At 68.6% G+C, this 26,773-nt stretch carries 24 protein-coding genes and 1 tRNA gene; 14 read left to right on the forward strand and 11 right to left on the reverse strand.

Annotated elements, in window-relative coordinates; genetic code table 11:
- Positions 1-8: 8 nt before the first annotated feature.
- The 3 genes from ACFVMC_RS05535 to ACFVMC_RS05545 are packed head-to-tail and all read left to right on the forward strand — an operon-like array spanning position 9 to position 4,005.
- Complete coding sequence (locus ACFVMC_RS05535; protein WP_379207122.1) at positions 9-1,688, forward strand: ABC transporter family substrate-binding protein; 1,680 nt, start codon at positions 9-11, stop codon at positions 1,686-1,688.
- Complete coding sequence (locus ACFVMC_RS05540; RefSeq protein WP_379207124.1) at positions 1,685-3,358, forward strand: ABC transporter family substrate-binding protein; 1,674 nt, start codon at positions 1,685-1,687, stop codon at positions 3,356-3,358. The genes ACFVMC_RS05535 and ACFVMC_RS05540 overlap by 4 nt, the downstream gene beginning before the upstream one ends.
- Entirely contained in the window at positions 3,355-4,005 is a 651-nt protein-coding gene (locus ACFVMC_RS05545) for a hypothetical protein (protein WP_379207126.1), read from the forward strand. The genes ACFVMC_RS05540 and ACFVMC_RS05545 overlap by 4 nt, the downstream gene beginning before the upstream one ends.
- On the opposite strand, the gene ACFVMC_RS05550 is transcribed toward ACFVMC_RS05545, so the two are convergent.
- Positions 4,002-4,436, reverse strand: coding sequence for an NUDIX hydrolase (locus ACFVMC_RS05550; RefSeq protein WP_379207128.1), 435 nt, complete (start codon positions 4,434-4,436; stop codon positions 4,002-4,004). The two genes, ACFVMC_RS05545 and ACFVMC_RS05550, sit on opposite strands and share 4 nt — an antisense overlap.
- 148 nt (positions 4,437-4,584) lie before the next feature.
- On the opposite strand from ACFVMC_RS05550, the gene ACFVMC_RS05555 reads away from it, so the two are divergent.
- Genes ACFVMC_RS05555 through ACFVMC_RS05565 form a run of 3 tightly spaced genes read left to right on the forward strand, consistent with a single transcriptional unit; the run spans position 4,585 to position 8,090 of the window.
- Entirely contained in the window at positions 4,585-4,803 is a 219-nt protein-coding gene (locus tag ACFVMC_RS05555; RefSeq protein WP_379207130.1) for a heavy-metal-associated domain-containing protein, read from the forward strand.
- Positions 4,804-4,861: 58 nt separating this feature from the next.
- Positions 4,862-5,794, forward strand: a complete 933-nt coding sequence (locus ACFVMC_RS05560) for a hypothetical protein (RefSeq protein ID WP_379207132.1) — start codon at positions 4,862-4,864, stop codon at positions 5,792-5,794.
- 43 nt (positions 5,795-5,837) lie between these two features.
- Positions 5,838-8,090: a heavy metal translocating P-type ATPase gene (locus tag ACFVMC_RS05565; protein ID WP_379207134.1), complete on the forward strand. Its 2,253-nt coding sequence runs from the start codon at positions 5,838-5,840 to the stop codon at positions 8,088-8,090.
- 52 nt (positions 8,091-8,142) lie between these two features.
- Here the strand turns inward: ACFVMC_RS05565 and ACFVMC_RS05570 are convergent, their stop codons facing one another.
- The 4 genes from ACFVMC_RS05570 to ACFVMC_RS05585 all read right to left on the reverse strand — a co-directional run bounded on the left by ACFVMC_RS05570 (position 8,143) and on the right by ACFVMC_RS05585 (position 10,894).
- Positions 8,143-9,099 carry a purine-nucleoside phosphorylase gene (locus tag ACFVMC_RS05570; RefSeq protein ID WP_379207135.1) on the reverse strand — a complete coding sequence of 319 codons (957 nt, stop codon included), beginning with the start codon at positions 9,097-9,099 and terminating at the stop codon, positions 8,143-8,145.
- Between the two features lie 56 nt (positions 9,100-9,155).
- Positions 9,156-9,231 (reverse strand) — tRNA-Gly (locus tag ACFVMC_RS05575).
- A gap of 45 nt (positions 9,232-9,276) precedes the next feature.
- Positions 9,277-9,951, reverse strand: a complete 675-nt coding sequence (locus ACFVMC_RS05580; RefSeq protein ID WP_379207137.1) for an HAD family hydrolase — start codon at positions 9,949-9,951, stop codon at positions 9,277-9,279.
- Positions 9,952-10,039: 88 nt separating this feature from the next.
- A complete protein-coding gene (locus ACFVMC_RS05585) occupies positions 10,040-10,894 on the reverse strand; it encodes an NAD(P)H-binding protein (protein WP_379207139.1) in 855 nt (284 codons plus the stop codon).
- A gap of 175 nt (positions 10,895-11,069) precedes the next feature.
- Between ACFVMC_RS05585 and ACFVMC_RS05590 the strand changes: the two genes are divergently transcribed.
- Together ACFVMC_RS05590 and ACFVMC_RS05595 are read left to right on the forward strand one after the other, a co-directional pair.
- Positions 11,070-11,864 (forward strand): helix-turn-helix domain-containing protein, encoded by a 795-nt coding sequence (locus ACFVMC_RS05590; protein ID WP_379207140.1) that lies wholly within the window; start codon positions 11,070-11,072, stop codon positions 11,862-11,864.
- 27 nt (positions 11,865-11,891) lie between these two features.
- Positions 11,892-12,314: a PPOX class F420-dependent oxidoreductase gene (locus tag ACFVMC_RS05595; RefSeq protein ID WP_379207141.1), complete on the forward strand. Its 423-nt coding sequence runs from the start codon at positions 11,892-11,894 to the stop codon at positions 12,312-12,314.
- 22 nt (positions 12,315-12,336) lie between these two features.
- On the opposite strand, the gene ACFVMC_RS05600 is transcribed toward ACFVMC_RS05595, so the two are convergent.
- Entirely contained in the window at positions 12,337-13,083 is a 747-nt protein-coding gene (locus ACFVMC_RS05600) for a lysophospholipid acyltransferase family protein (RefSeq protein WP_379207142.1), read from the reverse strand.
- Between the two features lie 121 nt (positions 13,084-13,204).
- Here ACFVMC_RS05600 and ACFVMC_RS05605 point away from each other — a divergent pair, with 121 nt between their 5' ends.
- On the forward strand, positions 13,205-14,083 hold the full coding sequence (locus ACFVMC_RS05605) for a hypothetical protein (protein ID WP_379207143.1): 879 nt from the start codon (positions 13,205-13,207) through the stop codon (positions 14,081-14,083).
- Positions 14,084-14,123: 40 nt separating this feature from the next.
- Positions 14,124-15,686, forward strand: a complete 1,563-nt coding sequence (locus ACFVMC_RS05610; RefSeq protein WP_379207145.1) for a Rieske 2Fe-2S domain-containing protein — start codon at positions 14,124-14,126, stop codon at positions 15,684-15,686.
- Here the strand turns inward: ACFVMC_RS05610 and ACFVMC_RS05615 are convergent, their stop codons facing one another.
- From ACFVMC_RS05615 to ACFVMC_RS05625, 3 genes are all read right to left on the reverse strand, one after another.
- Complete coding sequence (locus ACFVMC_RS05615) at positions 15,687-16,640, reverse strand: DMT family transporter (protein WP_379207147.1); 954 nt, start codon at positions 16,638-16,640, stop codon at positions 15,687-15,689.
- Positions 16,641-16,847: 207 nt separating this feature from the next.
- Complete coding sequence (locus ACFVMC_RS05620) at positions 16,848-18,098, reverse strand: oxygenase MpaB family protein (protein WP_379207149.1); 1,251 nt, start codon at positions 18,096-18,098, stop codon at positions 16,848-16,850.
- 99 nt (positions 18,099-18,197) lie between these two features.
- Entirely contained in the window at positions 18,198-19,568 is a 1,371-nt protein-coding gene (locus tag ACFVMC_RS05625) for an MFS transporter (RefSeq protein ID WP_379207151.1), read from the reverse strand.
- 207 nt (positions 19,569-19,775) lie between these two features.
- On the opposite strand from ACFVMC_RS05625, the gene ACFVMC_RS05630 reads away from it, so the two are divergent.
- Together ACFVMC_RS05630 and ACFVMC_RS05635 are read left to right on the forward strand one after the other, a co-directional pair.
- On the forward strand, positions 19,776-20,078 hold the full coding sequence (locus tag ACFVMC_RS05630; protein WP_379207153.1) for a hypothetical protein: 303 nt from the start codon (positions 19,776-19,778) through the stop codon (positions 20,076-20,078).
- A gap of 61 nt (positions 20,079-20,139) precedes the next feature.
- Positions 20,140-20,547, forward strand: a complete 408-nt coding sequence (locus ACFVMC_RS05635; protein ID WP_379207155.1) for a hypothetical protein — start codon at positions 20,140-20,142, stop codon at positions 20,545-20,547.
- Positions 20,548-20,583: 36 nt separating this feature from the next.
- Here the strand turns inward: ACFVMC_RS05635 and ACFVMC_RS05640 are convergent, their stop codons facing one another.
- Positions 20,584-22,419 carry a putative bifunctional diguanylate cyclase/phosphodiesterase gene (locus ACFVMC_RS05640; protein WP_379207157.1) on the reverse strand — a complete coding sequence of 612 codons (1,836 nt, stop codon included), beginning with the start codon at positions 22,417-22,419 and terminating at the stop codon, positions 20,584-20,586.
- 74 nt (positions 22,420-22,493) lie between these two features.
- A complete protein-coding gene (serS, locus tag ACFVMC_RS05645; RefSeq protein WP_379207158.1) occupies positions 22,494-23,765 on the reverse strand; it encodes a serine--tRNA ligase in 1,272 nt (423 codons plus the stop codon).
- A gap of 127 nt (positions 23,766-23,892) precedes the next feature.
- On the opposite strand from serS, the gene ACFVMC_RS05650 reads away from it, so the two are divergent.
- Complete coding sequence (locus tag ACFVMC_RS05650; protein WP_379207160.1) at positions 23,893-25,587, forward strand: aldehyde dehydrogenase family protein; 1,695 nt, start codon at positions 23,893-23,895, stop codon at positions 25,585-25,587.
- Positions 25,588-25,635: 48 nt separating this feature from the next.
- A complete protein-coding gene (locus ACFVMC_RS05655; RefSeq protein WP_379207162.1) occupies positions 25,636-26,772 on the forward strand; it encodes a septum formation family protein in 1,137 nt (378 codons plus the stop codon).
- Position 26,773: the final 1 nt, after the last annotated feature.

Genomic DNA, 26,773 nt, shown 5'->3' on the forward strand with positions numbered 1-26,773 from the left:
GAGTGCCCATGCGGATCCTTGCGAGCCGAATGCGTTGCGCGGCCGCGCTGGTCGCGGTCGGGTTGGTCGCGGCGGGATGCGGATCGGGTACCGATCCCGCTACCGAGGGCCTGACCGATGCCCTCGGCACCACCAGCGACATCAACCCGAAACCGCGCGACGAAGTGCGTGACGGCGGCAACCTGCGGCTGGCCACGACGGCCATGCCGGACAACTGGAACACGCTGTCCAACGACGGCAACAATGGCGAGATCGCCGATCTGCAACGGCCGATGATGCCGCGCGCGTTCCACGTCGACGCCGCGGGCAAACTCAGCGTCAACACCGACTATTTCGTCGATGTCGCCTTGACGAACACCGCGCCGCAGCAGGTCACCTACACGATCAATCCGAAAGCGTTCTGGTCCGACGGCAACCCCATCACCTGGGAGGACATCCAATCCCAGGCCAACGCGCTCAGCGGCCGCGACAAACGCTTCCTGATCGCCATCACCAACGGCTTCGAATTCGTCGAGAAGGTGGAGCGCGGCGCCGACGACCGGCAGGCCGTCCTCACCTTCTCCCAGCCGTACGGCGAATGGCGCGGACAGCTCGCCGGAAACGCCTCGCTGTTCCCGAAATCGGTGACGCGCGACCCGGAATCGTTCAACCACAGCCTGGTCGACACCATGGGCCCGACCGCCGGACCGTTCAAGATCCGTTCGATCGATCGCGGCACCTCCCGCATCGTGCTGGAACGCGATCCGAAATGGTGGGGTGAACCCGCCAAACTCGACACCATCACCTACAGCGTGCTCGACCAGGTGGCGTGGCTGGGTGCGTTGCAGAACAACGAACTCGACCTGGCCCGGCTCTCCTCGATCGAGGACGTGAAGGCCATTTCCGGCAATCCGGAGATAGCGATCCGCCGGGCGCCCGGAAACCGATGGCGGCACCTCACATTCAACGGCGCACCGGGTTCCATCCTCGCCGATCCGGCGCTGCGGGTCGCGATCTCCAAGGCCATCGACCGGCAGGCCATCGCCGCCACCACGCAGATGGGAATGGTCGAGAATCCGAAACCACTGAACAATCACGTCTTCCTGGAAGGCCAGGAAGGCTACCGGGACAACAGCCTCGGTTTCGACCCGGCCGCGGCGGCCCGGGAACTCGACGCGCTCGGCTGGAAACTCGACGGTGAATTCCGCGTGAAAGACGGCAAGCGGCTCGTCATCCGCGACGTCATGTACAACAATCCGCTCTGGGTGCAGCTCGCGCAGATCATCCAGCAGAATCTGGCGGCGGTCGGCGTGCAGCTCACCATCGACACCAAGCCCGCCATCGGCTTCTTCCCCGATGTCATCCAGAAGGGCGATTTCGATGTCGCCCAGTTCATCTGGCAGGGCGACGCCTTCCCGATGAGCAGCGTCCGGCAGACCTACTACTACGATCCGGCCGATCTGCAAGGCAATTACGGCCGCATCGGCTCGCCCGAATTGAACGCGCTCATCGATCGCGCGGTCGCGGAACTGGATCCGGGTAAGGCCATCGAATTGGCCAACGAGATCGATCGCGCACTGTTCGAGGAAGGGTTCTCGCTACCACTCACCCAGGATCCGGGCACCTTCGGCGTCCGGGCCGAGGTGGCCAATATGGGATCGCACGGGCTGGCGTCCTATGACTACACGAAGATCGGATTTGTGAAGTGAGCAGTAAATATTCGCGACGGCTGCGGCTTTTCGCGGCCCCGATCGCAGTGATCTCACTGGTCCTGGCCGGGTGCGGGGGCGATAGCGAGGTCGAGGCGAAGTCGAACGCGCTCGGCTCCAGCAACGACATCAATCCCAAGAGCCGCGACGAAGTGCGAGACGGCGGGCATCTGCGCTTGGCGATCACCGGCTTTCCGGCCACGTTCAACCCGCACCATGTCGACTCCGACGCCGACGGCGCGGAGGTGCAGGATTGGACCCTGCCCGGGCCGGTGAACGGCAACGCCGCCGGCGAGCTCACGATCAATCGCGACTTCTTCGCCGATATCGAACTCACCGGCACCGCTCCCCAGCGGATCGTCTACACCATCAACCCGAAAGCGGTCTGGTCGGACGGCAGCCCGATCACCTGGGAGGACATGGCCGCCCAGGCCGAGGCCCTGAGCGGCCGCAACACCGCCTACCAGGTCGCGGCGACCCAGGGTTACAGCCGGATCGAGAAGGTCGAGCGCGGCGTCGACGACCGGCAGGCCATCGTCACCTTCACCAAGCACTACGCGGAATGGCGCGGCCTGTTCAGCCAGCTGATGCCGAAGGAGGTCAACGCGTCACCGCAGACGTTCGACGACCTCGCACGATCGACGCCGGTGAAATCCGCCGGACCGTTCATGATCACCTCCGTCGACCGCGGCCAGCAGCGCATCGTGCTCAGCCGCAACCCGAAGTGGTGGGGCGAAACGCCCAAGCTGGAGACGGTCACCTACAGCGTGCTGGACTGGTCCGCCCGGCTCGGCGCGCTGCAGAACAATGAGCTCGACGCGATCACTGTCTCCGGTATCGAGGAGGTCAAGACCGCCAAGAACTCGCCGGGCATCCTGGTGCGCCGTGCGTCCGCGCCGGCCAACTCCCACATCACCTTCAACGGTGCGCCCGGCTCGATTCTCGAGGATCCCCGGCTGCGCGTGGCCATTTCGAAGGCGATCGACCGGCAGAGCATCGTCTCGGCAATCCAGAACGGCATCGTCATCGATCCCAAACCCATCAACAACCACGTCTATCTGATCGGCCAGAAGGGCTATCAGGACAATTCGGCTGTCGTCTCCTACGATCCTGCGGCGGCCGCGCGCATGCTCGACGAGCTGGGCTGGAAACTCAATGGCGAGTTCCGGGAAAAGGACGGGCGGCAGCTCGTGCTCCGGGATGTCATGTTCCAGCAGGATTCCTGGTTGCAGATGGCACAGATCGTGCAGCAGAATCTGGCGCAGGTCGGGGTGAAGCTGGTGATCGAAGCGTATCCGGGCAACAACCTGTTCACCGAGGTCATCGATCCCGGTAACTTCGATCTCACCCAGTTCAGCTGGAGCCGAAGCGCTTTCCCGCTCGGTGCGCTGCCGCAGATCTACTCCTACGATCCGGCCAATTGGCAGAGCAACAAGGGCCATATCGGTTCACCCGAGCTGAATGCGCTGATCGAGCAGGTCATCTCCGAGCTCGACCCCGAAAAGGCCATCGAGCTGGCCAACCAGGCCGACCGGATGATCTTCGAACTGGGCCACTCCCTGCCGATGTCGCAATCGTCGGGAAATGTCGCGGTGCGGGACAATCTCGCCAACTACGGCGCATTCGGAATCGCGTCCATCGACTACACATCGGTGGGCTTCCAGAAGTGACCAGCCCGCTGGCCTATCCGGCCGGTGTGACGATCGGCGCCCTCGCGGTCTGCACCGTGTGGGCGCCGTTCGCCACTTCGAACCAGGTGGCGGCACTGGCGACGGTGGCGCTACTGATCCTCTGCTACACGGCTTTTCGGGCCGCGACCGCGTTCGGTGTGCTGCCGAGCGGGCTGCCGGACCCGATCACCGTGCGGGTACGGCGGATTCGGCAGGAGCATCGGCTGGTCAGTCGCTCCTGGCTGGAGGTCACCTCGAAATACACCGATCCGCTGTGGCTTCCGGTCTATTTCGATCCGGCGCTGCTGAGTCTGATCGAGACCGACGCCGCATCGGCCGAGGGGGTGATCCGGGCGGGCGAGCTGCGCGTGTACCCCTCGGGCCGGGCTCGCGGCAGCGAACCTCCGGGTCGCCTGATCGACAATCCGTCGCGGCCGGACCCGGAATCGGCGGCTCTGGCGCGCGTGGCCACCCGCTGGCGCAGGCGGCTGCTGCTCGACGCCCAGCCCGCGGTCGCCGCGCCGTTCGCCGCCCTGCTCTGGGTGTATGTCGACGGCGGTGGTCTGCCCGCGTTCACCGGCGCCTGCTGTGTGGCGTTCGCGGCCGCCGTCTGGCTGTCCGCGATCCGCGGTTCGGACCCGAGCTAGGACAGCAGGCCGAGCGCGTCGGCGTGGTCCAGGGTGCGGCGCACGTGCCACACCAGCGGGACGTGGGTGGCCTGCTCGTAGGTCATCCATTCGAATTCGTCGTGCTCGTCGTCGGGCAGGTGCACCGCGCGGCCGAGTTCGGTTTCGAAGCAGCCGAAGGTGACGGTGTGGAAGTCGAGTGCGCGGCCGGCGCTGTCGGGGTTGACGAAATGCGTGAGCTCGTCGGTGACCAGCACGTCCAGGCCGGTTTCCGTGGCTACTTCGCGACGGGCGGCCTCGGCCGGTGTCTCGCCGGGTGCCACATCGCCGCCGGGGACTTCCCAGAGCCCGCCCATCGGCCGGGCCGGATTGCGATGCAGCAGTAGCACTTTGCCGGTGCGGATGGGCAGGGCGTGCGCCGTCCACCGCTGTATGCCGTTGTGCTGTGTCATGTCCCGCTCCTCCTCCCGGTGTCGAGTCTGCCATGCGTGTGCCTTTTCAGGTTTCCGTAGAACCATCGGGTTGACAAAATACCCTAGGGGGGTATGGTAATTCTCAGATCGGCGGCAGGGGCCGCCGGCACATTCGGAGGAGAACACCATGAGCACCGCCACCAGCACCGCCACTGTCACCGTCAAGGGCATGACCTGCGGTGGCTGCGCCAACAACGTCCGCACCGCGGTCGGCAAGATCGATGGCGTCAGCTCCGTGGACATCGACCTGGGCAGCGGCCTGGTAACCATCGGCAGCGCGGCCCCGGTCACCCGGGACGCCATCACCGCCGCGGTCACCGAAGCCGGCTACCGGATCGCCGAATGACCCGCCGGGATCGCGGGCCCGGCCCGCGATCCCGCCCGACCACAATGGAGCGATTCCGATGAACACCACCGCCAAATTCGCCGGATTCACCGTCGGCCTGGCCGCCGTCTTCGGGGTCGCGCTCGGCGCCGGCGCCCTGCTCGGCCCGGAGCCGGCCACGCCCGACAGCCACGACACCGGAGCGCACGGCGCGCCCGCACCCGCCGCGGACACGCTGCCCGGCGGACTGCTGGTCACCGAATCCGGCTACACCCTGGCCCTGAACAGCCCGCAGGCGCCCGCCGCGGCCGATACCCCCGTCCGGTTCCAGATCCTCGACAACGCGGGCAAGCCGGTCACGCGATACACCCGGGCACACGACAAGGATCTGCACCTGATCGTGGTCCGCCGCGATATGGCCGCCTTCCAGCACGTCCACCCGGTGCTCGACCCCGCCGGCACCTGGAGCGTCCCACTGAACCTCACCCGCGCGGGCGACTACCGGGTGTTCGCCGACTTCACTCCCGAGGGCGGCGAGAACCTCACCCTCGGCGCCGACCTGCGGGTCGCGGGCAACTACGACGCGCAGCCTCTGCCCGCACCGGCCACCACCGCGAAGGTCGGCGACTACACGGTCACGCTGAACGGCGACATCACACCCGGCACCGCCTCGAAGGTCACCCTCTCGGTCGCCCGCAACGGCGCACCGGTCACCGACCTACAGCCCTACCTCGGCGCCTACGGCCACCTGGTCGCCCTGCGCACCGCCGACCTCGCCTACCTGCACGTCCATCCCGACGGCGCACCCGGTGACGGCGTCACCGCACCGGGACCGGGCATCACCTTCTACGTCACGGCACCGAGCCCCGGCGACTACCGCCTGTTCCTCGACTTCCAGCACGAAGGAAAGGTCCGGACCGCCGAATTCACCGTCAGCGTCGGTGGCGCCGCGCCGCGAACCGCCACGCCACAGCCCGCCGCTCCGGAGCCCGCACAGCCCCACGGGCACTGATCCACGCACCGCCGCACACCCCGAATCGAGAAAGGAACCTACGATGACCACCGTGACTGAACCGTCCGCCGGGCAGGTCGAACTGGTGATCGGCGGTATGACCTGCGCGTCGTGCGCCAACCGCATCGAGAAGAAGCTCAACCGGCTCGACGGCGTCACCGCCACCGTCAACTACGCGACCGAGAAAGCGCACGTCGAATTCACCGGCGACATCACCGCCGAAGACCTGATCAGCACCGTCGAGCAGACCGGCTACACCGCGGCCCTGCCCGCACCGCCGGTCACCGCAGGCACGCCCGAACCGGCCGCCGAACCCGACCACGCGGCCGCGCTGCGGACCCGGCTGCTGGTCTCGCTCGCGCTCACCGTGCCCGTCATCGCGATGGCGATGATTCCGGCACTCCAGTTCAGCAACTGGCAGTGGCTCTCGCTGACGCTGGCCGCGCCGGTGGTGGTGTGGGGCGCGCTGCCGTTCCACCGGGCCGCCTGGACCAACCTGCGCCACGGCGCCGCCACCATGGACACCCTGGTGTCGATGGGCACCCTCGCCGCCTTCGCCTGGTCGCTGTACGCCCTGTTCTGGGGCACCGCCGGGACACCGGGGATGAAGCACCCGTTCGAGTTCACCATCTCCCGGATGGACGGCACCGGCAACATCTACCTCGAGGCCGCGGCGGGCGTCACCACGTTCATCCTGGCCGGCCGCTTCTTCGAGGCCCGGTCCAAGCGCCGGGCGGGCGCGGCCCTGCGGGCGCTGCTCGAACTGGGCGCCAAAGAGGTGTCCGTGCTGCGCGGCGGCAGCGAACAGCGGATTCCGGTGGAGCAGTTGGCCGTCGGCGACCGGTTCGTGGTCCGGCCGGGCGAGAAGATCGCCACCGACGGCGTCGTGGTCGAGGGTTCCTCGGCGGTCGACGCGTCCATGCTGACCGGCGAATCGGTGCCCGTCGAGGTCGGGCCCGAGGACACCGTGGTCGGCGCGACCGTGAACGTCGGTGGCCGGATCGTGGTGCGTGCCACCAGAATCGGATCCGACACTCAGCTCGCGCAGATGGCGAAGCTGGTCGAGGACGCGCAGAACGGCAAAGCCCAGGCCCAGCGTCTGGCCGACACCATCTCCGGGATCTTCGTCCCGATCGTGATCGCCCTGGCGGTGGCCACGCTCGGGTTCTGGCTCGGCACCGGCGGCGCGGTCGCCGCGGCCTTCACCGCCGCGGTCGCGGTCCTGATCATCGCCTGCCCCTGCGCCCTGGGCCTGGCCACGCCGACCGCGCTGATGGTCGGCACCGGGCGCGGCGCCCAGCTCGGCATCCTGATCAAAGGCCCCGAGGTGCTGGAATCCACCCGGCGCGTGGACACCATCGTGCTGGACAAGACCGGCACCGTCACCACCGGCCGGATGACCCTGCTCGACGTCGTCGCCGCCGACGGTGAAAACGCCGACCGGGTGCTGGAACTGGCCGGCGCGCTGGAGGATTCCTCCGAACACCCGATCGCTCAGGCCATCGCCAAGGGCGCTCGCGACCGGATCGGCGCGCTGCTGCCGGTGCAGGACTTCGCCAATCTCGAAGGGCTCGGCGTGCAGGGTCAGGTGGACGGGCACGCGGTGCTGGTCGGCCGGGTCCGGCTGCTCGCGGACTGGTCCCAGCACCTGGATGCCGACCTGGAGCGGGCGGTGCACACCGCCGAAGCCGACGGGAAGACCGCTGTCGCGGTCGGCTGGGACGGTAAGGCGCGCGGTGTCCTGGTGGTCGCCGACGCGGTGAAAACCACCTCCGCCGAGGCGATCACGCAGCTGAAGGCGCTCGGCCTGACCCCGATCATGCTGACCGGCGACAATGCCGCCGCCGCCCGCGCCATCGCGGACGAGGTCGGCATCGACGAGGTCATCGCGGAGGTCATGCCGCAGGACAAGGTCGACACCGTCAAGCGGTTGCAGAGTGAGGGCAAGGTGGTCGCCATGGTCGGCGACGGCGTCAACGACGCGGCCGCGCTGGCCCAGGCCGATCTCGGCCTGGCCATGGGCACCGGCACCGATGTCGCCATCGAGGCCAGCGACCTGACCCTGGTCCGCGGCGATCTGCGGGCGGCGGCGGATGCGATCCGCCTGTCCCGCAAGACCCTCGGCACCATCAAGGGCAACCTGTTCTGGGCCTTCGCCTACAACATCGCCATGATCCCGCTGGCGATGGCGGGGCTGCTGAACCCGATGCTGGCCGGCGCCGCGATGGCCTTCAGCTCGGTCTTCGTGGTCACCAACAGCCTGCGCCTGCGGAGCTTCCGCTCCACCGCGCGGTAACCGCGACCGATCAACGGGCGGACCGGCTTCGGCCGGTCCGCCCGTCGTCGTCTCAGCGGCTCGGCGGGCGGTTCTTCAGCAGGTGGCCCGCGACCTGGCGGCCCAGGGTGTACAGGTTCTCCAGCGCGAGCCGGAAACCGTCACCTTCGGCGTCGAGGTGTTCGACCACGGTCTGGCCGGGATGCTGCTGATCGAAATTGCTGACCGTGCGCAGGGACAGGTAGCGGTTGAGATAGCCGTGGCGGGCCAGCGCGGTGGCGGTGGCGTTGTCCTCCATCTGGGTGGTGCAGTAGGTGCCCTGGCCTTCGGTGCGGACATCCATGATGTAGCGGGCTGTGGCCGATGGGGTCCGGCCGGAGAAGTAGTCGTCGCCGGTCATGGTGTCGCACTTCATGACCGACGGGGTGCGCCCGGCCTGGCCCGGATATTCGGCGCGTTCCGCGGCCGCGGCCTCGCTGTCGGCCAGGCGGGTCTTCTCGGTGAGCCGGAACGCGGTGTCCACCAGAGCGTCGTCCAGGTGGTAGGCGGCGGTGTCGTATTTCTCAACCGGCCGGAACCCGAACGGCACCTCGGGCGCCTCGACCGGGTCGAGATGGTTGCCGAGATCGAAATCCACCACCCAGCGTGCCCAGGCCGCCGAGCCGAGCGTGCCCTGATCGGGCGGGGTTCCGGCGATTCCGGTGGTCAGGAAGTAGGCGCGGGAGAAATCGAATTTCGGGCTGTCGAGCACCGCCATCATCGTGGCCGCCGCATTCGCCTTCCCCTGGCCCGTCTCCACCACACACAGCCCATCGGCATTGCACTGCACCGGTTTCCCCACCGTCGGCACCTTCAGGCTGACCGGCAGCGACTCCTTCCCCAGCCACGCCTGATGCTCGGGATCGAACATGGTGATGACCAGCACCCCGACATCGACCCGGTCCTCGGAACCGTCATCCCCGGCACACCCCGCCACCAGCGCCCCGGCCACGGTCAACCCGACAGCAATCTTCCAGCAATTTGGAGTCATCGCGCGATCGTATGTCGCGACGGAGAAAAAGCGACGAATGTGGCCCGAATGGACCGTGGAGCGGATGACGAGATTCGAACTCGCGACCCTCACCTTGGCAAGGTGATGCGCTACCAGCTGCGCTACATCCGCACGCGTTCGGGGCCGGAAACCGGCACCCTCGTGCGATCCGAAACTTTAGCCGGTGGCGGGCGAATTCAGAAATCCGCTGGTCAGGAGGGTGGGGAGATCGTCGAGGGTGTCGATGACCGTGGCGTAGCGGGTGGCCTGCGGGAGTTCGGCGTGCAGGTAGCCCCAGGGGCCGCGGCGGATCAGGACCGGTCGCAGGCCAGCGGCGTGGGCGGGCAGGACGTCGTTGTCGACGCGGTCACCGACGTAGCAGATCTGCTCGGGGCGCACGCCCGCCACCTCCGCGACCTTCAGGAAGAACTTGGGATCCGGTTTCTCCAGATCCCATTCCGCGGAGGTGTGGACGCCGTCCACCGGCAGGTCCATGCGTTCCAGCGCGGCCTTCGCCTGCGGCGGCTGGTTGCCCGCGATCAGCACCCGCAGCCCGCGTTCGCGCAATTCGCCCAGCGCCCGGCGCACATCCGGGTACAGGTCCTCGGCGTCGAAATTCACCCGCAGGCCCTCGGGTTCGGAAGCGGCCCAGGCGATCTGCTCGGCCTCCACGTCCAGACCCGGCGCCACCACCTCGAACGCGTCGCTGAGCGGGCGGCCGGTCGCCGCCATGCCGCCGATCACCCCGAGCATCGCGAACCTGGGCACGCCGAGGCGATCGGCCCAGCGGGACCAGATCCGCGTCTCGTCGATCAATGTCTCGCCGACGTCGAACACCGCCACCTTGATCATCGAGTCAGCGTATCGGGAGTGGGATTTTCGCGCAGAATCCGGCCGGAAGCCCGCATCGGGCGCGGAACCTGTCCGACATCGCTGACCGTCACTCCGCGACGAACGCTCCTCGGTGATCGGCAACCCACTCCCGATACACGCGCGGCGCGTGCCCGAGCACCACTCGAACGTCCTCGGTCAGAACGGCATTGCCGCCCGAACGCACGTACGCCTGACCCGCGAGCGCACCATCCACATACTCCGGCGACATTCCGGCCGCCCGCATCTGTTCGGCGGCGATCTCGTGCGGAACATCGGTGACCGCGACCGGGCAACCGAGCACCTCACCGATGATCGCGGCCTGATCCGGTCCGCTGAGCAGTTCCGGCCCGGTCAGCGTGTACAGGTGCCCCGAATGCGCGGGCGACACAAGCGCTTCCACCGCGACCGCGGCGACATCACGCGGATCGATGACGCCCTGGGTTCCAGCCCCCGTCAGGTTGGGCACCGGTTGTCCCGCGCGTACCGCCTCGGCCCAGCTCACCGTGTTGGAGGCGAAAGAGCTGGGCCGCAACACCGTCCACTCCAGGCCGCTGTCGCGCACCGCGTTCTCCCCCGGCAGATGCCAGGTGCTGAAATCGCCCAGACCGGACTCCCCCGTCCCGATCGCGGAGAGTTTCACGACCCGCCGCACCCCGGCGTCCCGAGCGGCCTCGACCAGCGCGCGATCGGTGTTCACATCGTCGGGACCGAGCACACTCACCAGGAAGACCGCCTCCGCCCCGTCGAAGGCGGCCGCCATCGACGCGCCGTCCCGATAGTCGCCACGCACCACCTCGACCCCCGCCGGAGCCTGCGCCCGCCCCGGGTCCCGGGTGACCGCACGCACTTTCACGTCTCGCTCCGCCAACTGCCGAACAACTTCACTGCCGATGGTGCCCGTGGCACCGGTAACCAGAATCATGATCCGAGCCTGCCGCCCGCCGGTACGCCGGCGATAGGAGATTCCGGCACATCCCGTACGACAACGAAGTTGTGCACAGCGGTCCACAAGCCGGCCGGTGGCGGCTGCGCCGCGGTCGACGGATAGGAGATTTCGGCACAGCTCGCGGCGCGGAATACCGCCTACAGTTGATCGGGTGAACACAGTGCAGCGCGGGGCGGCGGATCTCGGTGAGCGGGTGATGGAGACGCCGGAATCGTTGCGCGGGTGGATCACCGAGATCGGGCATATTCCCACCGTGACCGATGTGTCCGCACCGTTCACGCACGCACCGCATACGGCGACGACCATCGTGTTGCGCCGGGAGCCGGCGGGGGCGCGGGCGCTGGTGCTCGGTCCGCAGACTCGGGCCACCTACACGCGGACCGACCGGCCCGCCGGGTGCACGCGGCTGCGGCTTGCGCCGGGCGCCACTCGTGAGCTGCTCGGTGTCCGGGCCGTCGACCTGGCCGATCGCGTGGTCCCACTGGCCGAGCTGCCCGGCCCGGCCGCCGACCTCGGCCCCGAGCTGCTGGAACTCGATCCCGCCGAGGTGCTGCCGTTCCTGAGCGAGGTCCTGCCCCGGCGGCTCACCGACGACCCGGTGCGGCGTGCGCACCGCCGCCTGCTCCGCAGGGCAGTCGCGTCCCTGTCCACCGCACCGACTCCGGTGCCCGCCCTGGCCGCCGAACTCGCCGTCAGCGAACGCCAACTCCGCAACCTGTTCATCGACGGTGTCGGCGTCTCCCCCAAACACTTCGCGCGCATCGACCGGGTCCGCACCGTCCTGGCCCACGCGGGCACCACGCCCTGGGCCGAATTGGCCGGCGCGACCGGGTATTACGACCAATCCCATCTGACTGCCGACTTCCGCACGCTGATGGGCGTGCCACCGGCCCAATTCGTCCGCGGTCACCTACCCGCCCCGACACCCTGCCGCGCCCCCGGGTGACCGGACCGGTCGGCGTTACTATGGCGCATGCGACTCGACGAATCCGCGCGTGAATTGATCGGCGCCGGTGCCGAAGCCACCCTGGTAACCCTGAATTCCGATGGCAGCCCACAGGTTTCGGTGGTCTGGATGGCGCTCCAGCAGACGCCGGACGGCGACGAACTCGTCACGGCACACCTTGGCGAATACCTGAAGGTACGAAATGTCCGCCGAGACAACCGGGTCGCGGTGACCATTCTGTCCCCGGAACCCGGCGACGTGATGCGGCCCTACCTGTCGATCCGGGGTACCGCCCGCGTCGTCGAAGGCGGCGCACCGGAACTGCTGACCGAGCTGGCCCGGGCGCTCGCCGCGCCCGACATCGACTTCCCGCCCGCCGACGCCCCGCCGGGCCTGCTGACCCGCATCCGCATCGACAAGGTCGGCGGCATCGGCCCCTGGGCATCCTGACCGGCCAGGCGGGCGCGCGCGGCTATTCGGCGGACTTGCGCTTGGCCGCGCGTTCGGCGATCTCGGCGGCGTCCATGGCGTCGGCTTCCTCGAGAGTCGGGGCGCTGCCGCCGAGACGGGCCGGGACCCAGTAGGCACCGGGCTCGTGGACGTAGTCCTCCTGGAGTTCGAGGAGGAGTTTCTGCATGGTGGCGCGGAGTTCGGCGGTGAGGTCGGCGGCGGGTTCGTAGGGCTGGATCGGCTTGCCGACAGCGATGGAGATCGGCGTGTTGGTGCGGCCCAGGCGCTTCGGGAAACCCTTGGTCCAGACCCGCTGCGCACCCCAGATGACGATCGGCACCAGCGGCACGTCGGCCTCCAGCGCCATGCGCGCCGCGCCGGACTTGAATTCCTTGATCTCGAAGCTGCGGCTGATCGTCGCCTCGGGATACACCCCGACCAGTTCACCGCGCCGCAGATACTCCACGGCGGCCTGGTAGGAGTCGGCCCCGGCGCCCCGGTCGACCGGAATGTGCTTGAGCGCACGCATGATCGGGCCCGAGATCGCGTTGTCGAAGACTTCCTTCTTCGCCATGAACCGGATGTAGCGCTTGGGGGTGCGCACCGGCAGACCGGCATAGGTGAAGTCCATGTACCCGGTGTGGTTGACCGCCAGCACGGCGCCCCCCGACCGGGGAATGTTCTCCGCGCCCTGGACAGTGAACTTCAGACCTTCGACGAAGAAAACGGTGCGGGCGAGACCGATGATCGTCCGGTAGACGGGTTCCACAAGTCAGCTAGCGTAGTCGCACCCCGGCACGGCCGACAGCGGCCGGGCAGCGGTAGCGCGGCATCACCCGGTACGGCAGAGTGAGCAGCGCAATTCCGAATCGAGGAAGAGGATCGTCGAAGTGTATCGGGCTCGGCCGAAATCGGGTGTCGGCGAACGCAAGTCACGTCGAGCGGTGACGCTCGGGCTGGCCGGGGCGTTGCTGCTGGCGGGATGTGATTCGGTCGCCGGGATCCCCGGCGACGAACCCGCTCGCGCCGCCGCCGCCCCCGCCGCCACCACACCACCGGCCGCCATCCCGTCCCCGGCCGCGTCCACCTCGGCGACGCCGCCCGACGACGCGCCACCGGTCGGTGCGGTCGCCGGAGTGCCCGAGGCCGCGCCCGCCCTGCGCCGCTGGGCCGCGGACCTGCGCTCGAAATCGCTGACCGAGTTGCAGGCCGCGTGCTGGACCATCCCGCCCAGGAGCGCGCAGACCATGTACGCCGACCCGGACGTCGTCCTGGCGGCGCTCGCCACTCCCGGCACCGCCACCGCGGACACGCTGACCTGGAAAGACTCCGACACCACCGTGACCGTGGAGCGGGCCGCGGTCACCGCCGGCTATGCCTGCCCGCGCGTCTTCTCGACCGGCGCCCAGCCCGGTTACGACGAAGCCGACGCCCGGCACACGGTCCGCCGCTATCTCCTACGTTTCGTCGGCACACCCATCGACCCCGCCGACAAAGAGGGCGACTACCCGCTGGTCTGCGCGGCGACCCCGGCGACCTGGGATCCCACCGGCTCCGGCAGACCGGTCCCCGCGCCCCTGTTCAACAATCCCGGCCGCCTCACCGGCACCGTCGAGTTCACCGACGAGGACATCGAATCGCAACGGCTGCGCGGTGACTACGTGTCGGTGACCGCGCCGGTCACGAACTCCGCGGGCGTCGCGCAGAAGCGAACATTCACCCTGGTAGAACAGCCGGAGGGGTACTGCATCGGGGACATTTCTCCCTAGCCGTACCCTGGATGACCGGTAACGGTAGGAGGAGCAGCTCGTGCAGATCACCAGCGTCGGACACGCCGGATTCCACATCCGCACCGCGGCCGGGACAATCCTTTGCGATCCCTGGGTCAACCCCGCGTATTTCGGTTCGTGGTTCCCGTTCCCCGACAACACGCGGCTGGACTGGGACGAGCTGGGCAACTGCGACTTCCTCTATGTCTCGCACCTGCACCGCGACCATTTCGACGCGAAGACGCTGGCCGATCACGTCAACAAGGACGCGACCGTGCTGCTGCCGGACTATCCGGTGCCGGATCTGCGCCGGGAACTGGTGAAGCTCGGTTTCCACCGCTTCTTCGAGACCGACGATTCGGTGAAGCATTCGCTGATCGGTATGCCGTGGCGGTCGGGTGTCCCCGCGGACGCGCAGCTCGACATCATGATCGTGGCGTTGCGCGCGCCCGCCGACGGCCCGATCGGTGATTCCGGCCTGATCGTCTCCGACGGCGAGACCACCTGTTTCAACATGAACGACGCCCGCCCCGTCGACATGGACGTGGTGCACGACGCGTTCGGGCACATCGACATCCATCTGCTCCAGTACTCGGGCGCGATCTGGTATCCGATGGTGTACGACATCCCGGCCCGCACCAAGTCGAATTTCGGGAAGCAGAAGCGGCAGCGCGGTATGGACCGGGCGCGCAGCTACATCGAGCAGGTCGGCGCGACCTGGGTGGTGCCCTCGGCCGGTCCGCCGGTGTTCCTGGACGAGGAACTGCGTTACCTCAACGACGATCGCGGCGACGAGGGCAACATCTTCCCGGATCAGATGGTGTTCCTGGAGCAGATGCGGATCCACGGCAACGAGGGCGGGATCCTGATGATCCCCGGCTCCGTGGCCGACGTGCACGGCAAAGACCTTGCGGCGCTGGAGCATCCGGTCGACCCGGCCACGATCTATGACGACAAGGCCGCCTACATCGCGGATATGGCGCAGCGCCTCGCGCCCGTGCTCGCGGCCGAGAAGGCCGGTTGGGCAACGGGTTCCGAACCTTTCCTGGAGCCGCTGAAGGCACTGTTCGAGCCGATCATGGCGCAGTCGGATCTGATCTGCGACGGTATCGGCTACCCGGTCGGGCTGGTGCTCGGCGACGAAACGGTGGTGCTGGACTTCCCGAAGCGGACGGTGCGGGCGCCGATCGAGGGTGAAGGCCGCTACCGCTACGGATTCCGGATCGCCCCCGAACTGGTCCGCACCGTGCTGCGCGACAACGAACCGGACTGGGTGAACACCATCTTCCTGTCCACCCGCTTCCAGGCGTGGCGGATCGGCGGATACAACGAATTCCTGTACACGTTCTTCAAATGCCTCACCGATGAGCGCATCGCCTACGCCGACGGCTGGTTCTCCGAGGCGCACGACGACAGCGCCTCCACCGAGCTCGCGGGCTGGGAGATTCAGCGCCGCTGCCCGCACCTCAAGGCCGATCTGTCGAAATTCGGTGTGGTGGAAGGCAATACGCTCACCTGCAACCTGCACGGCTGGCAGTGGGATCTGGAGTCGGGCCGCTGCAAGACCTCCAAGGGGCATGAGCTGCGCAGCCGCAAGCTCTGATCAGCTCCGGCGGGCGGCGATGCCGACCGCCGTCAAGGTCAGCAGGCAGCCGAGCACCGACAGAGGCGACAGACCCCGCCCGGTCGGCAGGGCCAGGTCCAGCACCAGCGCCATGGTGAGCTGCCCGGCCACCGAGGTGAGGCCGAGCAGCAGCACGCTGATCCAGCGCACTGTCAACGCCGCCAAGGCGATGAACGCGACGCCGATGATCCCGCCGAGATAGAGCCAGGGCTCGGCGGGGAATTCGGCGGGGCCGCCCACCGTGGCCAGCACCAGCGTTTCGAGTGCGACCAGAACCACCAGTCCCACAGCGAAATTCACCAGCGCCGCCGAGATCGGCCCGCCGACCGCGCCGACCCGCCCGTTCACCGCCTGCTGCCACGCCAGCCCGATACCGGCGAGCGCGGGCAGCACGATCAGCAGGACCGTCGGCAGGTGCCGCACCGAATCCGGCAGTGCGAGCGCGCCTTGCGAACCATCCGCGCGCTGTGTCCCCGCGAGCAACACCGCGGCCACCGCCAGCGCCGCACCCGCGATCCGGGTTCCGGTGACCGCCGCCCGCCCACTCGGCGCCACGCCGAGCCGGTCCACCAGCAGACTGCTCACCAGCTGCCCCGCGACCGCCGCCACCGTGAACGCGGTGACTCCGATCGCGCCGACGGTCAGCCCCTGGCATCCCACGAACAGCGCCCCGAATACCCCGCCCAGCAACTGCCAAGGGCGCAATTCCCCACCGCGCACCGCGTGCCACACCGCCCCGACCTGTCCTCGCAGCCGCCCGCTGACCGCGAACACGGCCGCCAGGACGAGCAGCCCGGTCGCGAAACTGACCACCGCGGCGGCGATCCCGTCCTGCAACCGCGCCCCGAGCGCTCCGTTGATCCGGCTCTGCACCGCTACGCCCGCACCGATACCGAAACCGAACACCAGCCCCCACCGCGTCCGCCTGTCCATCCCGGCACCGTACTGCCAGGACCGCACCGCCTGTGCGCAACCATCCACAGATATCCACAGGTACGGTCGGGTAGACCGCAATCCGCCGGCCGTGACCGCCTTCGACGAATCGAATCCGGATTCCGGCCTCCGGACAGTCGAGGCCGCTGGGGCCTGACCGGTGCCGATCAACCGTTCGTCGCGGCCTGACCGCCGAGCCGTCAGCGATCAGCCGGCGCGCAGGGCGGGGCGAGCGTAGGTGTCGTGGCGGGCGTAGGTGCGGTCGCCACCGTTGCGGGCGACCGAGCCGCGGACCAGGCGGGTACGGATCCGGGCACCCAGGTTCTCGGTGAGGCGGGTGGCGCCGGGGATCAACTGGCGTGGGGCCTCGAGTACGGAGTTGACGGCGGCGGTGGCCAGGACGGCGGATTTGAAGAGTTGCCGGTCCGGCAGTCCGAGGAAGTCGGAGTTGGTGGGGCCCAGGACGATTCGACTGTAGGCGAGCATGTAGCCGGTGACGATCCGGCGGACCGCGCGCTGAGCGGCGGTGTCGGTGCCGACGAACAGGCCACCCGCGGCGGACATCAGCGCCTGGGCCAGGCGCTGGGAATCGGCGTCGGGGATGAACTCGGTGTCGGCCAGTATCCAGAAGGCGCGCCAGGTGTCGGTTTCATTGGTGGGCAGGATCTCCTGGTCGATGCCGAGCAGGAAGCCGACGTAGCGCCAGAGATGGAAGACGGCGTCTTTCTCCCCCGCTGAGAACCGCAGGCCGAGAGCCTGCGCGCCGACCAGATTCGCCATCGAGAACAGGCCGAGGGTGCCGACGGTGAGCACCTGGTTCACCGGGTGGTCCCAGGCCGCGTAATCCCAGTCCGGTCGCCGGTTCATCCCCGCGCGGACCAGCGCGTGCATCAGCCGGACCCGCAGCACGCTCTGGTAGCCGACCGAATGCCGGTGCAGCGCACCGGGAGTGGTGACATCGAGCCACCACTGGGTGGTCTCGGCCAGCCGCCGCGGCGCCATCGAGTTCAAATCACCGGTGCCGACCAGGGCTTTGTCTGCGCGAGAGGCGAGATAGCCGCCCATCAGCGCGAACATGCCCATGGCGACGCCACCCCACACGCTGGTGCGGCCCACCACCCGGGCGCCGCGGTCGAGCTTGCCGCGATCCAGCCAGTACGGCTCGGCTTCGACCTGCGCGAAGAACGCCCGCAGTGCGGCGGGCGCGTCCGGCACGCTGTCGATCCCGGATTCGACGGCGCGCTCGAACATGCGCCGCCCCTCGCCGACCGGCAGCCGCCCGAACATGGCGACCACCTCGTCGGCCAGGGGGTCGCCCACCTGCGCGAACCGGCGGAACGAGTCCCGCTGCGCGGCTGTGCACCGCAGATCCCCGGGCGCGAAGACGGGCACCGCGTACTTGAAGGGGAACTCCGTGAACAGCGGCGGAGTCGGCAGGAACTGGTTGTCATGCGCCATTGCATCGCACCCATCGGTCCAGGCTCGGCCTTCGGCCGAGCGCGTCTGACACCGACGGTCCCACACAAACCGGATTCTGGCAATGCTCTCTGCCAGATTCTAGGATTCCCGCGGCAACCAGGCCGGAACCAGCACCGCGATGGCCAGGATCACCAGGCCGAGCAGCGCCAGGGTCACCGCCATGGACAACCACACGGTGGCCACCGCGACGAAACCGAACACCGCCAGGGCGACAATCTCCGACAACAGCCCGGACACGGAGGTGACGGTCGCGCGCGCCGGACCCTCGATCGAATCCTGCAACCGCGCCTCGGCCACCACGCCGCTGTTGTAGACAGTGCCGTAGGCCACGCCGATCGCGATGAAACCGAGCCCGGTCAGCGCATACACCGCCGCCGGGCGGTCGAACGCCAGCCCCGCCACCAGCGAACCGGCGATGAACAGCAGCGACGCCAGCGCCAGCGCCACCGTCATCGTGCGCGCCGACATCCCCTCGGTCCGCCCCGCCAGCAGCGCCCCCGCCATCGACCCGAGCACCGTCACCCCGACCAGCACCGCCACCACCGCCGTGGCCGCACCCGCCGACTGCGCCAGCAGCGCGAAATACTCGTCGAACGAGGTGATCCCGTACAGCAGCGACGCCAGCAGCACCCCGAACCGCACGCGCCGCACCCGAACCGCCTCGGCAATTCCGGTGCGCAACATCGACAGGTACCGGGTGAACAGCGCCCGCTCATCGCGCGCAGTGCGACCGACGCCACCTCGGACGTCAGCATCTGCGATTCCGAGCGCGGCAGAGCCAGCCGGGCGAGCGGACCCGTCGAGGGGCCCGGCAGCGGCCACGACGCTGTCTCGAACCGGTGTTTCGGCCGGCTCGGCCGACGGCGTATCCGACTCGGCGAGTTGCTCTTCCAACTCCGCTACCGCGCCGGCGGAGACCGCCACGGGCGCGCGCGGGAGCGTGCAGGCGATGCCGGTGTGCAGGACGGCGACCGCGACGCTGGACCAGCCGACGAGCGCGTAGCCGCCCCAGGCGTAGAGCGGAGCGGCGGCCATGATCGCGACGACTACCGAGATTTCCTGTGCGGCCCGGGCATAACCCATGATCCGGGGGTAGGCGGAACGCGCACCGCGCGTGACGAGTTCGTCGTAGAGCAATGCCTGGAAAGTGCCGGACTCCAAAGCGCCGGCCGCGCCCCACAGCACGAAACCGAGCGCGAAGCCGAGATAGGACGGCGCCACAGTCCAGATGATGAAGCCCAGGGCCATGAGCGCGGCACTGAGCACCAACAGCATTCGGCGCGACACCGTGTCCGCCCAGGCGCCCGAGGGCACCTCGAGGACGAACGCGGTCAAGGACCACATCGCCAGCAATGAGGAGATCTGCGCCGTGTTCAGACCGTGTTCTGCGAACAGCAGTGCGTACAGTGCGTACAGCGGAAGCAGATCGCGCGAGCCCTTGAACAGCACCGCGCGCAGTGTCAGACCGCGAACTCCGCGGTCATGGGGATTCGAGGAGAATCAACAGCCGTAGATGAGCATGCGCATGGTCCCCACTCTCATCGCACATGATCGAGCAGTCAAGCCTTTTCCGATGCGAACCGCGCTGACCTGTGTGGATTCGCGCCGAGGCTAGGGTCGGAAGCGCATTCGATCGCATTCAGGTGGAGGTTGACCATGGCTCGGATTCCCACGTCGCTGCTGGCCGCCGGTGGACTCACCGGTGGTTTCGCGCTCGCGCAGGCGACCAAACAGCGACAGCTGGGTGGCGCGGTATTCGCGGCGGGCACGCTGGCCGCGCTACCGCGCTGGTACCGGACGGTAGGCGCAGGCGGTGCGGCCGCACTGACCGGAGTCACGGTGGGCGCCATGGGTGTTTCGCATCCGCTGGCCAAGAGGATCGGCGCGTGGCCGTCGGTGGCCGTGGTGTCCGGCGCTGTGGCGTTGGCCGCATGGGCGGCCGTGGACCGGCGCGACTGAGACGGTCCGGGTGTAGGGTGCCTCTTAAGCTTAGGCTTACCTAGCACAAGGAGATACACCCATGATTCGCTCGTTCGCCGCGGCCTCGATGACGGCCGCCGCCCTGCTGCTCCCGGTCGGCGCCGCCGTGGTCGTCACGGCACCGGTCGCCCTCGCCGCACCGGCCGCGCCCGCGCCGGCCGAACTCCAGGGCAAGCTCCAGGCGGCACTCAATGGCTCGGCGGCGGAACTCGAGTCGGGTGACCCGAGCAAGCTCGCGACCGTCGGCCAGGTCATCAACCGGCTCCCCGGCTACACCTGGTCGGTGATCGGGCCGGTCACCGTCGACGGCGATACGCTCAACGCGACCCTGAACAGCTGCCTCGGCACCTGCTACCCGATCGCGGTCACCTGGAAGAACGTCGACGGCACCTGGAAGTTCTCGCGCGAGAGCGAGGAACTCCTCGCCAGTTACGCCACCATGGCGTAACTCGCCGCACGACAACGATTTACCGCGACCCCGTGGTCACCCCAGCGGCAGCCAGCCGTTGGTGGAGGCCATGGGGTCGTCGTCTGCCACGGGACCGACGCGGCCCTGCCCCTCGTTGAGATCGCTGATCAATTCGGCGACCGGATGCGAATCGCTGTAGTGGTAACCCTGTGCCAGCGCGAAACCCAGCTCGGTGAGCACCGCCGCCTGGTATTCGGTCTCGACGCCCTCCGCGATCACCTGGAGATCCAGCGCGGAGCTGAGCGCCGCGATCACACCGAGCAAAGGCGGCGCGGGCGAGTCGGATCGGATCGCCGCCACGAACGACTGATCGACCTTGAGAATGTCGCTGGGCAACGTCGCCAGCCGGCTCAGCGACGAATAGCCGGTGCCGAAATCGTCGATGGCGATACGCACGCCGCGGTCGCGGAGCGTATGCAGATTGTCGATGGCGGTCTGCGATTCCGCGGCCAGCTCGCTCTCGGTCACTTCGAGGACCAGCTGATCGGCGGGCCAGCCGGTACTGGCGAGAATCCCCGAAACCCGATCGGCGTAACCGGTTTCGGCCAGCTCCAGCCCGCTGACATTGACGTTCAACGTCAGATCCAGCTGGGCGAAGGTCTCCTGGAGGCGAGCGGCGTCGGCGCAGGCACGGCGCAGCACCAGCTCGTCCAGATCGGCGATGAGGTCGTACTCCTCCGCGACCCGGATCAACCCCTCGGTGGTGACGTCGGGCTGCGCGGTCGAGGACCAGCGCAGCAGCGCCTCCACGCCGACCGCCTTGCCGCCGCCCTCGCTGAGACTGACGATCGGCTGATAGTGCACATCGAGCGCACCGCGATCGATGGCCTCCCGCAATTCGACCGCCAGCGGCAGCTGCCGCGACGATTCCAGCACCGTGCGATTGCGCCCGGCCTGCTTGGCTCGATACAGACCCACATCGGCGCGCGACACCAGCAGCGACCCGGATTCACCCGGCTGCCATGAGGTCACACCGGCCGAACAGCCGGTGGTGACCGCGGCCCGCAACTGCTCGGTGAGCAGGATCGCGGCCTGCTCGGTGGTGTTCGGCAACAGCAGCGCGAACGCGTCACCGCCGTAGCGGGCGAGCACCTGATCCGCTTGCAGCAGACCCGACCAGGTGTCGGCGACCCGCTGCAGCACCGCGTCACCGGCGCGGTGCCCGAGATGATCGTTGATCTTCTGGAAGCGGTCCAGATCGACCAGCACCAGCGAAAGGCCCTGCCCGTTCCGGGTGGCCAGCTCGATCGCGCCGTTGAGCGCGCGGTCGAAACCGCGCCGGTTGTGCAGCCCGGTCAGCACGTCGATATCGGCTTCGGAGGCCATCCGGGTCAGAATGCCCACCACCACCCCGACACCGAAGGTGACGCCCGCCGGGATCAGGCCGGACCACCAGGGCAGATCCCGGGTCGGCAGTACCCACAGGCACAGCACGATGGCGAAGGCGAGATGCGCGGCGGCCTGGCTCCACCGGAAGAACAGCGCCGCGTCGCAGGCAACGAACACGTAGAACGCCGCGAGACTGATCGCGCCGACGGTATTCGGGAACGAATGCACCGCGATGGTGACCAGCACCGTCGCGATCGCGACATAGGCATGGTGGATCCCGTGGGGTAATCGCGGACCCCACGCCAACAACGTCAGGCCCAGCAGCAGCGCGATCGCTGCCGCTGTGCCAACCAGCGGTCGATTACCCTCCGAGCCCGGGGCGATGGCGGTTATCACCAAGCCCAGCACACCACCCATGACGTAGAACGCCCCGGTGGTCCGAGCCATGACCATTGCTGTCGCCAGCGCCGATGCCGCCCGCACCCGGGTTCGGGTATCGCCGCGCGCCCCGATTCCTCGCACGGGGAATAGCGTAGAGGCAATGATTCTCGGCGGTTGCCACAACTAGGGAATCAGGAGCGGCGAACCGCTGGCTATTACTTGACGGACGCTTTCGGCTTCAGCACATCGGTGCCCACGAACGGCACCAGCGCGGCGGGAACTCGGACCGAACCGTCGGCCTGCTGGTGGTTCTCCAGGATGGCCACGATCCACCGGGTGGTCGCCAGTGTGCCATTCAAAGTGGCTGCGATCTGCGGTTTCCCATTCTCGTCGCGGTAGCGCACGGCCAGGCGACGAGCCTGGAAGGTGGTGCAGTTCGACGTGGACGACAGTTCGCGGTAGGTCTGCTGGGTGGGAACCCAAGCCTCGCAATCGAACTTGCGCGCCGCCGAACTGCCCAGATCGCCCGCCGCGGTGTCGATGACGCGATAAGGCACCTCGACGGCCGCGAGCATTTCCCGCTCCCAGGCCAGCAGCCGCTGGTGCTCGGCGTCGGCCTGCTCGGGGGTGGTGTAGACGAACATCTCCACCTTGTCGAACTGGTGCACCCGGATGATGCCGCGGGTGTCCTTGCCGTAGCTGCCCGCCTCGCTGCGGAAGCACGACGACCAGCCCGCGTACCGCTTCGGGCCCTCGCTCAGATCCAGGATCTCGTCGGCGTGGTAGCCGGCCAGCGGCACCTCCGAGGTACCGACCAGGTACAGATCCTGTTCCGGCAGGTGGTAGACCTCGTCGGCGTGCTGGCCGAGGAACCCGGTGCCCGCCATGATCTCCGGGCGCACCAGCACCGGCGGGATCATCATGGTGAACCCGTTGGCCACCGCCTTCTGCGCCGCCAGTTGCAGCATGCCCAGCTGTAGCAGCGCGCCGTAGCCGGTGAGGAAGTAGAACCGCGAACCCGACACCTTGGCGCCGCGTTCCATATCGATCAGGCCCAGCGATTCGCCGAGTTCCAGATGGTCCTTCGGCTCGAAATCGAAGGTGGTGGGCGTGCCGACCGTTTCCAGCAGGACGTAGTCGTCCTCGCCGCCCGCGGGCGCGCCCGCCTGCACCACATTGGAGATCGCGCGATGCGCGGCATCCAGCTCGGCTTCGGCGGCGGCCTGCGCGGCCTCGGCCTCCTTGACCTTCACCGACATCTCCGTGGCCTGCGCGAGCAGGGCCGGGCGCTCCTCCTTGGCGGCCTTGCCGATCACCTTGCCCATCGCCTTGTGCTCGGCGCGCAGGGTGTCGGCGGTGGCGATGGCGGAGCGGCGCGCCACGTCGGCTTCGAGTAGAGCGTCGACGAGGGCCGGGTCTTCACCGCGGGCGCGCTGCGAGGCGCGGACCGCTTCGGGGTCTTCCCGCAGGAGTCGGAGGTCGATCATGGACAACCAGCCTAGTCGGCGCCGGATGCGGCTTTCACCTGGATATCTGCGGCCGCGGGTTTGGCCGGTTTGCGCCGATCTGCCCGGTTCCGGCGAGTCGATCGCCCCGCGCGCGCATAGTTGGCCTGTGGGTACGACTTTCGACACCGAGTCTTTTCACAGATCGAGCATCGACAACGCGCTCGCCGAGCTGGCCGCAGGCGAGAAAGTCTGGGCCCGGACCTCGCTGCGCCGGCGCCGCGAACTGCTCGGCGAACTGCATCGGCGCACCGGCCGCTTCGCCGCGGACTGGGTGCGCGCCGCCGGCGAGATCAAGGGCCTGGCCCCGGACTCCCCGCTGCTCGGCGAGGAGTGGATGTCGGGGCCGCTGGCCCTGCTCCAGGCCACCGCCGCGCTCGAGGCGACCATGACCGCGCTGGTGGAGGGCCGCAGCCCGCTCGACGGTGTGCGGCTGGGCAGCGCGCCCGGCGCTCGGGTGGCGGTGCCGATCCTGCCGCACGACGGCTACGATCGCCTGCTGCTCAACGGTTTCCGCGGTGAGGTGTGGCTGCGGCCCGGCGTGGACGCCGATACCGCGCGGCAGCGCGCGGGCCTGGCCCAGCTCGAGCCGGGCGCCACCCACGGCATCGGCGCGGTGCTCGGCGCGGGCAATGTCACCTCGATCCCGGCGCTGGACGCCCTGTACGAGCTGTACGCGCACAACCGGGTGGTGGCGCTGAAGCTGAACCCGCTCACCGATCCGCTGTACCCGGTGTTCGAGATGATCTTCGCGCCGCTGCTGGAGCTGGGCGTGCTGCGCATCCTGGTCGGCGGCGCCGAAGCAGGCACGTACCTGGTGCGCCACACCGAGGTCGCGCACGTGCACATGACCGGCAGCGCCCACACCCACGACACCATCGTGTGGGGCACCGGCAAGCGCCGGAAGAAGCAGCTGGACAAGCCGATCACCAGCGAGCTCGGCGGCGTCGCCCCGACCATCGTGGTGCCCGGCGACTGGTCCGAAGCGGACCTGCAATACCAGGCCGAGCACCTCGCGACCCAGCGCCTGCACAACGGCGGCTACAACTGCGTCGCCGCGCAGACGGTGGTGCTGAGCGCGGACTGGCCGCTGCGACACCGATTCCTGAACGAGCTGCGCGCCGCGCTCGAACTCGCACCGGGCCGCAAGCCCTACTACCCCGGCAGCGACACCCGCGTCGCCGACGCGCTCGCGGCCTATCCCGACGCCGAACGCCTCGGGCAGGGGCGGGTGCTGGTCAGCCAGTTGCCGAGCACCGACACGCCGCTGCTGCGCACCGAATACTTCGCGCCCGTACTCGGCGTCGTCGAACTGCCGGGCACCGGCGGTGAATTCCTGGCCCGCGCCGTCGACTTCGCCAATACCGAGCTCGTCGGCACGCTCGGCGCCAATGTGCTGGCCCATCCCACCGTGATCCGGCGCCTGGGCACCGCCTTCGACCGCGCCGTCGAGCGGCTGCGCTACGGCACCATCGCGATCAACGCCTGGACCGGGCTGGCGTTCCTGACGCCGCGCGCGTCCTGGGGCGCGTTCCCGGGCCACACCCTCGAGGACGTGCAGAGCGGAATCGGCGTGGTGCACAACGCCTTCCTGCTCGACGACGTGGAACGCACCGTGATCCGCGGCCCGTTCCGGCCCGCGCCGCGCGCCCTGCTGCACGGCGAAGTGGCGCTCACCCCCAAACCGCCGTGGTTCGTCAGCAATGCCACCGGCGCGGCGACCGGGCGCAAACTCACCGAGTTCTACGCGGGCGGCAATCCGGCCCGCCTGCCCGGTCTGTTCCTGTCCGCACTGCGTGGCTGAGCCCGGGGTCGTGGCACAGCCGCTCCGACACTGCCATGATGGAGCGCGATGTCCGACGACGATGCGTACTCCGATTACCCCGACGAGCACACCGAGGGGTCGGACACGCGTGCCCGGGCGCTGCGGGATCAGCTGATCATCGACCGCAAGGTGCTCTCCGGCGGCAAGGTGCAACTGCCCGCGCCCACCCTGCGCTGGGTGCTGCTGGCCGTCGCGACCGGTGCCGTCATCGCCTCCCTGGTCGGCCTGTTCATCACCGGTTTCGACAATGAGAACGGCCTGGAAGCGCACAATCCCGCCGCGCCCGCGGACACCGTGCTGGACAAGGAGTTCGGAACCGCCTCGGCCGGTGACTGCCTGTCCTGGACCAAGCCCGACCGCTCCGACCTGGTGAAGGTCGCCTGCTCCAGCAAGCATCTGTTCGAGGTCGCCGCCGATATCGACATGAGCAAGTATCCGGGCGTCGAATTCGGTTCCGGTTCCCGCTTTCCCGACTCGCTACGGCTGACCGAACTCAAGGAAGAGCACTGCGTCCCCGCGGTACAGCAGTACATGCAGGGCAAATTCGATCCGCGCGGGCGCTACGTCGTGGGGCTGATGTACCCGAGCCCCGACGGCTGGAAGCACGGCGATCGCACGCTGCGCTGCGGGCTCCAATTCTCCGGCAGCACCGGCACGCCGCTGACCTCGACCGGCAGCGCGATCGAGCAGGACCAGTCCAAGGTGTTCGCGCCGGGCACCTGCCTGGGCATCAACCAGAACCTGCCGACCGATCCGGTCGACTGCGCCCAGCCGCACGCCGTGGAGATCATCTCCACGGTCGATCTGAGCGCCCACTTCCAAGGCCGCCCGCCCGCCAAGGAAGAGCAGGACAAGGTGGTCGAGGAGGAATGCACCCGCACCTCCACCGACTACCTCGGCGCGCCCGACGCCATCCGGATCAAGACGCTGACGCTGTTCTTCGACTACATCGACGCGCGCAGCTGGCTGGCGGGCAGCCGCAAACTGGACTGCATGATCGGAAAGGGCACCGACCGTGAGGGTTTCGCGCCGATCCAGGGTTCGGCCAAGGGCGAGATCCTGATCAACGGTCAAGCCCCCGTGCCGCCGCCGAACACCGGCCGCTCGACTCCGGCGCCGCTGCCCGGCGCCGCACCGCTGCCGCCGCAGCCACAGCCCCGGTAGG

The organism is Nocardia sp. NPDC127579, assembly GCF_042672005.1.
Taxonomy (GTDB): domain Bacteria; phylum Actinomycetota; class Actinomycetes; order Mycobacteriales; family Mycobacteriaceae; genus Nocardia.